9 protein-coding genes and 1 pseudogene are annotated in these 8,771 nt (G+C 67.0%); 5 read left to right on the top strand and 5 right to left on the bottom strand.

Going from position 1 to position 8,771, the window contains the following annotated elements; translation table 11 throughout:
• Positions 1-133 precede the first annotated feature (133 nt).
• Both ACIA8X_RS46710 and ACIA8X_RS46705 read left to right on the top strand, forming a co-directional pair.
• Positions 134-1,159, top strand: coding sequence for a hypothetical protein (locus ACIA8X_RS46710; RefSeq protein WP_399460789.1), 1,026 nt, complete (start codon positions 134-136; stop codon positions 1,157-1,159).
• 341 nt (positions 1,160-1,500) lie between these two features.
• Positions 1,501-2,511, top strand: coding sequence for a hypothetical protein (locus tag ACIA8X_RS46705; RefSeq protein ID WP_393462881.1), 1,011 nt, complete (start codon positions 1,501-1,503; stop codon positions 2,509-2,511).
• A 127-nt stretch (positions 2,512-2,638) separates the two neighbouring features.
• On the opposite strand, the gene ACIA8X_RS46700 is transcribed toward ACIA8X_RS46705, so the two are convergent.
• Together ACIA8X_RS46700 and ACIA8X_RS46695 are read right to left on the bottom strand one after the other, a co-directional pair.
• Complete coding sequence (locus ACIA8X_RS46700) at positions 2,639-2,767, bottom strand: hypothetical protein (RefSeq protein ID WP_393462882.1); 129 nt, start codon at positions 2,765-2,767, stop codon at positions 2,639-2,641.
• A gap of 627 nt (positions 2,768-3,394) precedes the next feature.
• Complete coding sequence (locus ACIA8X_RS46695; RefSeq protein WP_393462883.1) at positions 3,395-4,225, bottom strand: hypothetical protein; 831 nt, start codon at positions 4,223-4,225, stop codon at positions 3,395-3,397.
• Positions 4,226-4,687: 462 nt separating this feature from the next.
• Here ACIA8X_RS46695 and ACIA8X_RS46690 point away from each other — a divergent pair, with 462 nt between their 5' ends.
• From ACIA8X_RS46690 to ACIA8X_RS46680, 3 genes and pseudogenes are all read left to right on the top strand, one after another.
• Complete coding sequence (locus tag ACIA8X_RS46690) at positions 4,688-4,897, top strand: hypothetical protein (RefSeq protein ID WP_115909696.1); 210 nt, start codon at positions 4,688-4,690, stop codon at positions 4,895-4,897.
• Positions 4,898-5,186: 289 nt separating this feature from the next.
• Positions 5,187-5,368: pseudogene (locus ACIA8X_RS46685) on the top strand (DUF397 domain-containing protein).
• A gap of 68 nt (positions 5,369-5,436) precedes the next feature.
• Positions 5,437-6,249: a serine protease gene (locus ACIA8X_RS46680; protein ID WP_147317060.1), complete on the top strand. Its 813-nt coding sequence runs from the start codon at positions 5,437-5,439 to the stop codon at positions 6,247-6,249.
• A gap of 171 nt (positions 6,250-6,420) precedes the next feature.
• On the opposite strand, the gene ACIA8X_RS46675 is transcribed toward ACIA8X_RS46680, so the two are convergent.
• The 3 genes from ACIA8X_RS46675 to ACIA8X_RS46665 form a co-directional block, all read right to left on the bottom strand.
• Positions 6,421-6,843, bottom strand: a complete 423-nt coding sequence (locus ACIA8X_RS46675) for a hypothetical protein (protein WP_115909698.1) — start codon at positions 6,841-6,843, stop codon at positions 6,421-6,423.
• Positions 6,840-7,673, bottom strand: coding sequence for an IS5 family transposase (locus tag ACIA8X_RS46670; protein ID WP_393462884.1), 834 nt, complete (start codon positions 7,671-7,673; stop codon positions 6,840-6,842). The genes ACIA8X_RS46675 and ACIA8X_RS46670 overlap by 4 nt, the downstream gene beginning before the upstream one ends.
• 141 nt (positions 7,674-7,814) lie before the next feature.
• Positions 7,815-8,564 (bottom strand): transposase family protein, encoded by a 750-nt coding sequence (locus ACIA8X_RS46665; RefSeq protein WP_393462885.1) that lies wholly within the window; start codon positions 8,562-8,564, stop codon positions 7,815-7,817.
• Positions 8,565-8,771: the final 207 nt, after the last annotated feature.

Below are 8,771 nucleotides of genomic sequence, written 5' to 3'. Positions count from 1 at the left end.
CAACGGCGTTCACCAGGCCATGCTCGGCATCGCCCGGCTCCACAACATGGCCCTCACCGGATAACTCACGCCCCATACGGGACAACCTCTAGCTGGGCTGGAAGACTTCGTTCCAGCGGATCCTCGTCAGAACGTGCTCGCGCGGCTCGGTGACGAGGTGCTGAGGCTGGCTCCCGGCCAGGTGGAAAGGCCGCTGGCCGACGTCACGCGGTGGAAGACGGTGGCTCAGGCGACGGATTCGGTCTTGGCGGCCGAGTTGGGGTTCGGGGTCTCCGAATACATCGAGGTGGGGTTGCGGTACGCCGATCTGGCCATTGGGGCACTGGCCTCGTCGTGGCCCGATGGGGACGTGCCGACAGAGGGTCCTGCCACGTTGAGTGACCAGGAACTCGCGGCGGCGCAGGTGCTTCTGAGCATGCCAGTGGACGCGATGGTCGCCCCCTCCGAGACACTGCGGGCCGCGCTCAACTGGGCTACCGCACAACAGGGAGAGCCGATTTACGATCCCCGCTCCCCGCAGAGTACGTTCGGCAGGTACCTGGCCGTTTCCCATCAGCAGTCCGACGGTGGCGCAGCGAGGTTCTGGCTACCGTTGGGCTTCCTGCCCGAAAGCCTGGGGCAGGGCGTCGTTGATCTTGCTCGGCACGCCGCCTCGGCGGAAGCGAACGTCAGCCTGCGCTTTGCCCAGCTCACAGCTGAACGTGCACGCCGAGCTCTGTGGCGGTTCTCGGACAAGATTCTCGGTCCCCCTGACACAAGCAGCGGCCCGGCTGTCTCCCCCCCCCGCGACGTTGTGCAGTGGGTGGTGATGTTCGGCCCTGCCAGGGCGTTGCTGGTACAGCTCTTCACGCGCCCCCATCTGACGGATGCTCCGTTCCGGGAGGATCCAGCAGTGCTGCGGATCAGCGAGCGTGCCCGTGCCCATCCGGACGAAGAGGTTCGTGTGCCGCTGCCCGGTGGGTCCCTGGCCCTTCCCGCAGGGACGGAGGTCGTTCCGCTATCCGCGTCGCATCTGCCGGACATGTGGTTGCGCCCCAGCGAGCGGGCCTTGCCGCCATGTCCCTTGAGGATCTGCTCTGGGCCTCGACCACCGCCGACAGGGACACGGATCTCTATACCTTTTGCCGTGAGCTCGCCGCGCCGGACAGACCACACTTGATCGTCTGGGAGGCGTTTGACCTATGGGAGTGGTGGCGCGGCAACAACAAGACGTTCTTCAGTGGCGGCAGGGCCCCGGACGTGATGGTGGTCAGTCCTCACCACAGCGCCGCCGAGTGGGAACGCGGCGAGCGCCTGTAGGAGCTGGAGCAGGCGCTGGCCCTGCTCGCCCTGCCGGGCATCGACTCCTGGGATGCCTTGGACCCTATCGGGCAGGGCCCATACGGGATCTACGAGTGGCGCCGAGCGCATGCGGATGAGCGGTCGGATGAGGTAACCCGATCGCCGGACCATGACCGTCCTGACCTGTACGGCTGGCGGATCCGGGCCGGCACCCCAGCTGTGGCCGTACGTTCCGCGCATCCGGCTTGGGGCGACGACCATCACCAACTTCTCCACGACCTCGCAGGCTCGTACGCCTTCGGCTTCGAGCAGGTGAATGATGCGTGGAACGCGGTGCATGACGAAGCCTCGCCGGTCGGCTACGTCCTCGAAATGCGGCCCGCTACGCCGGACGAACGTGATCGCGCCGAGTCTATCCGGGTCGGATCTGTCGAAGCCCAGTCCAGTGCGTACGGCCGGGTGATCCATGCCGAGTTCCTCGTCGACTGTGAGTTGCTCGCGGAGCAGACCGATCATGACGTCGCAACTACGCGGGATGTCTTGGCGCAGACGATCAAGTCTCTTCTGGAGCAGAGTGATCTGCCGCCGAGGACGGTCGACACGGTGGCAACGGCCTGGCACGTCGCTCCGCCCACACTTGCGATCCGCATCATGACGGCGCCGATGAGCCGTCAACACCTTGCCCGTCCGTGGCCGGTAGATGCCCATCTGGTGGGCATGGTGGACCAGGAGGTGGCCCGTACTGTGCAGGCAGCGGGCGTCGCACCCGGAACGTACGTGGGCCCACAGGCCAAAGAGCTTGACCGTGATGTGCTGGCTTCAGCCGCGTTGGACGCTCTGAACCGTCGTCTCGCCCAACACTCCTCCGACGATCTTGTCACCGTCGGGATGCGACAGATCGAACGCACCTTGGCCACGAAGAACCAGCAACTCCGTGATCTCGAACAGTCCTCCCGCCTTCTCTCGGTGGCCTGGGACCCACTGGAGCGTCAGGCAGAACTCGAGCAAGAACATCTGTGGCTGAGGCGGAGCAACGAAATCGCGATCGAAGCAGCCCTGCGCGCTCAACCCACTGGAAACCGCCGCGTGGACCAGTACGCATGGATGGAGATCACCACTGCGGCCTCCGCCCATCTGGCCGCGACGATGCGGAGCGAGGCGATTCATCATCAAGTTCGTCCCACCGGACTGAGAGTGCGAGACGTGAGCCTTTGTTCGTTTCGCGGTTGAGCTTGGGTGAAGGCTGCTGGTCGCGGGTGTGTGATGGGGGTCAAGCGCTGGGCGGGGCGAACAGGCCGGGTTCGGGTTCGGTGAGGATGCCCCTGGCGACCAGGCGTTTCAGCTCGGAGCGGATGCCTTAGGTGTTCTTCGGGACGGTCAGAAGGTCGAGTGCCTGGTACAGGTCGCGGGCCCGCATCGGCCGCCGGATGTCGGCGAAGACGGTGAGGATCTGCTGGTAGGCGGGGCTTTTTGCGCGCGAGGACATCTACGCGGCGGTCCTGTGGCAGGACCAGGCCGCACGGGTCAAGGAAAAGGAACAGCGGTTCCCGCACGGCGCGTTCGACGACCTGGTCGAGGACGCCGTTGACCTCGCCGCGATGGGTGTGGGCCCGTACGCCGCGGGCCAGGTACTGATGGACGACCGTCTGTAACCGGTCGAACGACCTCGTCTGGAGCTCGCAGAAGAAGCACTCCGGCGTGAGTCCGGGTTTGCCCCGTAGGAAGGGGCGACCCTCAGCGCGATCTCTGCAGAGGCCGGATCGCCGTTCTCGTAGCGGCCCTCGCCGGCGTATCCGTCGAGGTAGACCACGCGCTTGTCGTGGGACTGAGTACCCGTCATGCCGCCGAACTGCGGCAGCTACCGCTTGAGGAGATCGTACTTGAACACGCTGGACAGCGCCTTGTCCGCACAGTAGCCCCGCCCGTACTCGACGACATCGCCACCCCACCATCCCGGCCGTATCCGTGATCACTGATGGTGAAGCACTATGCAATGGTCAGACAAGACCGGTGACCGCGCCTCCGTCGTGTCCGACGGCCTGCTCCGCGGGATCTCGGCCCTGTTCTCGTATTGCTGCGGCCGGGTGGCGTGTGGCACTGCGTGATGCTTAGGTCAACTGACGTCCGGGGTGTAGGTCAGAACCACGCATCCATCGTTCCCCGCGTAGCCGGCAGTGGAAGGCCGCTGCTTGCCGGGGTTGGACGCGCCGGCAGGGCCGGCACCAATTCCTCCGAGGCCGCCCACGCCGGCGGTAGGGCAGCTGTCGGGCCACCGCGCGGGCGTGCCGCCATCGCCGCCCCAACCGCGAACGTTGCGAGATCCGTCGTGGCCGCCCTGGCCGCCGTTGCCCGGCGTGATGGTGCGGTCGGTGCCCACGCACCGGCTTGCCTCCACGCCGCCGCCCCCTCCTGCGCGGCCGCCGTTGCCGCTCCCGTACCAATGGGACGCATCGCCGCCACCTGCCTCCCAGCCGTGCTCGGCGGATGCCAGGGTGACTCCGCCGATACTGACGGTGGTGTCGGAGCCGTTCTTACCCCAGTCACCGTTCCGGCCGCTTCCGCCCTGGCCTCCCTTTCCACCGCTGCCGACTGTGAGGGAGATCTTCGACCCGTCCGCGACGGTGATGCGACACGACACCACGGCCGAGCTGCCGCCTCCGCCGCCTCCGCCGCCGGTCAGGGACCCACCGTCATTGCCTCCGCCTCCACCTCCTCCTGCACCGCCGCCCAGAGCCACGATGCTGATATGGCTGACGCCCTGCGGCACGGTGAAGGTGTGCTCGCCGGGTGAGCCATACGTCTGCACCTGGGCGGCAGGTGCCGCGGATGCGGTACCCGGTGACAGTAATGACGCGGCCACCATCGCAGACACCAGAACCGCGCGCCGCGGCCTGGAAGATGGAATGATTTTCATGGATGGCTCCCTGAAGGTCGATTCGGACATCGCAAGGTTCTCCACCTGCACCCATGCCCCATGCGCTTTACGCACGGATTCGATCTTTCTGGGGGAGCCTCGAACTGGTGTCAGCCGCCTTCTCGCTCGGGTGCAGCTACTACTCGGGCCCCGAAATCCGGCTGCTTGCTCGATTGCGCCCGGTTCCCGAGGCGGTGGCCCTGTTCTCGTATGTGCGTCGCCGTAGTAACGGCCGCAAAAACAACGGATATCGCTGAACTGGGACGATGGGGCTCGGAGAGCCCTGTTGTCCGGGCCGCTCGCAGCGGTGGCTCGACGATCGGCGCCTTCAGCCGTGTCCGGGCCGATCCCCCAACACGCGTTCGCGGCGACTTCCGACAGGCCGCGCGAGCTCTCACACACCCCGTGGCGCGGGAGTGGCGGCTCATTGAACGGGGAAGCCTCCCGCTGATCTGTGCGGCAGTAGCCGCTTACGCCGTTTGGGAGGTTGCCATGAACAGCATCCGTCGCATTGTCACCACCATCGGCTTGAGCGCCCTCCTTGCCCTGGGCAGCATCTCAATGGCCACGCCCTCCCAGGCACAACCGGCTCCCGGCGCCCGTCTTCCCGCCGACGCCGGCGGCCCTGAATGGAGCCTCCACGCCATCGTCGGCGGCCTCGACTTGGACCTCGCCACGCTCATCCCCGGTGTCAACGGCTGATCCGTGCGGCAGCAACAACCCTGCAGTTGTGGACACCTGGCCGTGCAGTACCTCGGCTTGTGCATCCGGGGAACTGCCTGATCCCAGATATCGCTGGGGCTCCCATCCGCTGGGATGTCCGGCTGACTCACGAGCGCGGGCCGCTGGACGGCTTCCCCTTCGCCATGGTCGCGACGGTAGTGATCAGCGCCTCGGGTCGATGCGCGTTCGTGAGAACCAGCCGCCCATCGTCCTTGGACAGCGGACCTCGACCGATTACCGCTGATGCAAGGGGTGGATCGGTGGCTCCTTGCTCAAGTCCAGCTACAGCGATGGGACTGGCGGCGGGTGCGTCGAGGTCGCCACGGCCTCCCGGGCCTCGTCCCCGTTCGCGACAGCAAGGACCCCGACGGTCCCGCGCGCCACTTCTCCGCCGACGCCTTCGCCTCCTTCGTCTCTGCTGTCAAGCGCGGTCACTTCCCGTCTCCCTGACGGATAGTCTCCTGGTGCCTTTGTCACCTGTGGCGCGGCTAGTGCCCCGCCACGTCGTCAGGAGTTCCGTGTTGCTGCGTAAGCTCGTTGTGTCCATGGGGGCGGTGCTGGGGTTGGCCGTCGCCGGCACCTCCCCGGCCGCCGCCATCATCGGCGGAAGCCCCGCCACCACTGGTACCGCGCCCTACCAGGTCAGCGTCATCGCCCAGGGGCAATTTGGCCATGGGCACGTGTGCGGCGGCTTCCTGCTCGACGCGAACAGGGTGGTCACCGCCGCTCACTGCGTCGACGGCCAGGGCGCCGGCGCGCTGCAGGTGAAATATGGCGGTGTGGACCGCAATCACCTGCCCCGGGTCAGCGGGGTCGAGGCGGTGCACGGGTACCCGGGCTTCAACGCCGAGACCCTGGCCGGAGACGTCGCGGTCCTCACGCTCAGCGTTCCGGTCACGGAGAGCGCCACGGTCCGGTTCGCCCCCCTTGCCACCACCGACCCCGCCGCGGGGGCGGTCGCGAAGGTCACCGGCTGGGGGCGCACCCGGGCGGACGGCACAAGCCTGCCCACCCTCCTGCACACCGTTCAGCTCCGCCTCACCACCCCTGCCGCCTGCGAGGTCGCCTATTCGGGCGTGAACCTCAACCTCGGTGGTGACGAGGGCGGCCCCCTGGAGGGCCTGGCCCCGGTCCTCGACACCACCAGCATGCTCTGCGCGGGTCCTGCCGCCGGCGGCAAGGGCATCTGCTTCGGCGACTCGGGCGGCCCTGCCGTCGTCAACGGCGTGGTCGTCGGCATCGCCTCCTGGGCGCGCGGCTGCGGCGAGGCCGGATCCCCCTCCGTCTTCACCAGCGCCGCCCACTACCGCAACTGGATCCACTCCGTGTAGGAGGCCGTCGCGGCCGGCACCCGGTCGTTCGCCGCGCGGTTGCCGGTCGTGACGCGCACGCCGTCCTCGCCGTAGGCGCGGACGAACAAGCCGTGCCGTTCCAGGTCGGCGGCGAACCCCGGGCTGCGCGCCCCGAGCCGCAGCCAGCTGGTCGCGGGTGAGGGGTGGCCCTCAGGCGTCGGGGCGGGCGAACAAGCCGGGTTCGGGTTCGGTGAGGATGCCCCGGCTGACCAGGCGTTTCAGTTTGGAGCGGATGCCTTCGGTGTTCTTCGGGAGGATCGGCAGGTCGAGAGCCTGGCAGAGGTCGCGGGCGCGCATCGGTCGGCCGGCGTCGGCCAGGGTGGTGAGGATCTGCTGATAGGCGGGGTGGTCCGGGATGTCGGGGTGGTCCGGCTCTGTGGCAGGTAAGGGCAGCGGGAGAGCGAGGAGGGTTTTGCGGGTGATGCGCAGGTTCTCGCTCTCGGCTTCGAGTTCGCCGATCTGCCGGGTGAGTTCTTCGATGCGGGCCCGGAACTGCTCGGTCTGGTCGGCCAGTTCGCGCTCGCGGGTTTCTATGTGTTCCAGGATGGCTTTGACCTGTGGGTTCTCGCTCATGCGGTCCTCCAGGAGGCAATGGTGCGACCGGTGAGGCGGCGGCTCATGACGGAGGTCATCGCCCACAGGACACGGGAGCGGGAGGAGGCGGGCCGGTGTTCGTAGTCGCGGACGAGACGGCGGTAGAACATCAGGATCCCGTTCGTCTGCTCCACGATCCACCGCTTGGCCTGCGGAACGAAGCCGCTCTGGGCCGGGTTGCGTTCGACGATCTCCACGTCGATGCCGTGGGTCATGCCGTGATCGACGACCTTCTTCTTGAAGCCCTGGTCGACCAGGGCCTTGGTCACCGTGCCGCCGCACTGTCCGGCGACGCCGTCCAGCAGGGCGATGCCGGCGGTGTTCTCGTGCGCGGAGGCGGGCAGGACGACGCAGTCGATGACGAGGCCCAAGACGTCCACGGCCAGGCATCTCTTCCTGCCCGGCACCCTTTTCGCGGCATCCTTGCCGGTCGTCGTGGCGGGGACACCGACGGAGGCGTGGACGCTCTGCGTGTCCAGGGCCACCAGGCTCGGGTCGGCTAATCGCTTCCGCTTCTCCCGCAACTGCCCGCGCAGCAGGTCGTGAATGTCCTGGTCAGTGCCCTCGTCGCGCCAGAGGTAGAAGTAGTACTTCACCGCTCCGGGCGGGGGCATGTCATGGGGCAGGAACTCCCACTGACACCCCGTGCGGTTCTGGTAGAGGATCGCGTTCACGATCTCCTGCATCGCGTACTTGCCCTGGTGCCCGCTGACCGACGGATGCCGTGCCTTCCACGCCGCGATCACAGGTTCCACGAGCTCCCACTGCTCGTCGGTGAGATCGCTCGGATACGGCTTGCGCATGCTCATGCCATAACCCAGCGAATGTCGAACGCCTGACCGGCAGCAATGCCCCAACGTCATACCATCGAGCGATCGCAAACCGGACAGAAGGTCACGTTCCGCACTCTGAGACATCGATCGCCTTGGCACTCTTCTTATTGAGGGTTTTCAGCGGTACCGCTCCAGGGTGAGGACGGCCTTGGCGATTGACGTCATGCGGTTCGGGCTGCATCGGGCTCTGCGGAAGATTCGCCAGGATTTGAGGCGGGCGATTCCTCGTTCGACGGGTACGCGAGCGGCGGACAGCGCCGGGTTGACCGTCCGCTCGGTCGCGGTGAGTTCACCTTGGGGCGGTCGGCGTTTGGGAGTGGTGACCCACTCGCCCGCGCCGATGTAGGCCATGTCGGCGAGAACGGGGACGCCTTGGCGCTCGCAGATCCTGATGATCTTGTGGGTGCGGGCGGCGGTCAGGTCGTGTGTGCGGCCGGGCAGGGCCGGTGAGAGCCACAGTGTGCGACCGGCCGGGTCCGTGATGACCTGCACGTTCACACCGTGCCGCTTGTGCTTCGTCGAATAGTCTGCGCGCCCGTCGCCGACCCGGTCGCACTCGGCGAGCGTGCCGTCCACGAGAACGTAGTCGGGGTCTGTCTCGCGCAGGACCTTCAGCAGGCCCGGCGCCATGTCGGCCAGGTGCTCGACGACGGTGGTGACGTACGCGTGGGCGGTGCCGACGGAGATACGGAAACCTGCGGCGAGCTGAGCCAGGGGGTCGTGCCGGCGCAGGTATACCAGAGCGATCACCGCACGTTCGGATGGCCGGAGTTTGCAGCGCCGGTCACCCTCACGGGTGACGATCAGCATCGTCACCCACTCCACGAGTGCGTGCGGCAGGTCGAGTGCGGCAGGATACGGGACCAACAGGGTTCCTGAGATGGAGAGTTGAGACCTAGACACCTCTCTCAACGGTACGGGGACCCTGTCCGTTGCTTATGGTCCCGCCGTCACCCGTCCGGGGGCCACTCTGAAAACCCTCAGTGAACCTCTTTCATCCTGAATAATCGCAGGTCAAGAGTGTGTGGATGGCTCGGACGGCGGTGCCGATACGCCGGGTGGAGCATCGGGCTC

Source organism: Streptomyces sp. NPDC051738 (assembly GCF_044453205.1).
Taxonomy (GTDB): Bacteria; Actinomycetota; Actinomycetes; order Streptomycetales; family Streptomycetaceae; genus Streptomyces.
Note: the sequence above shows the minus strand (reverse complement) of the source record. Positions and strands in the feature narration are given on the sequence as shown.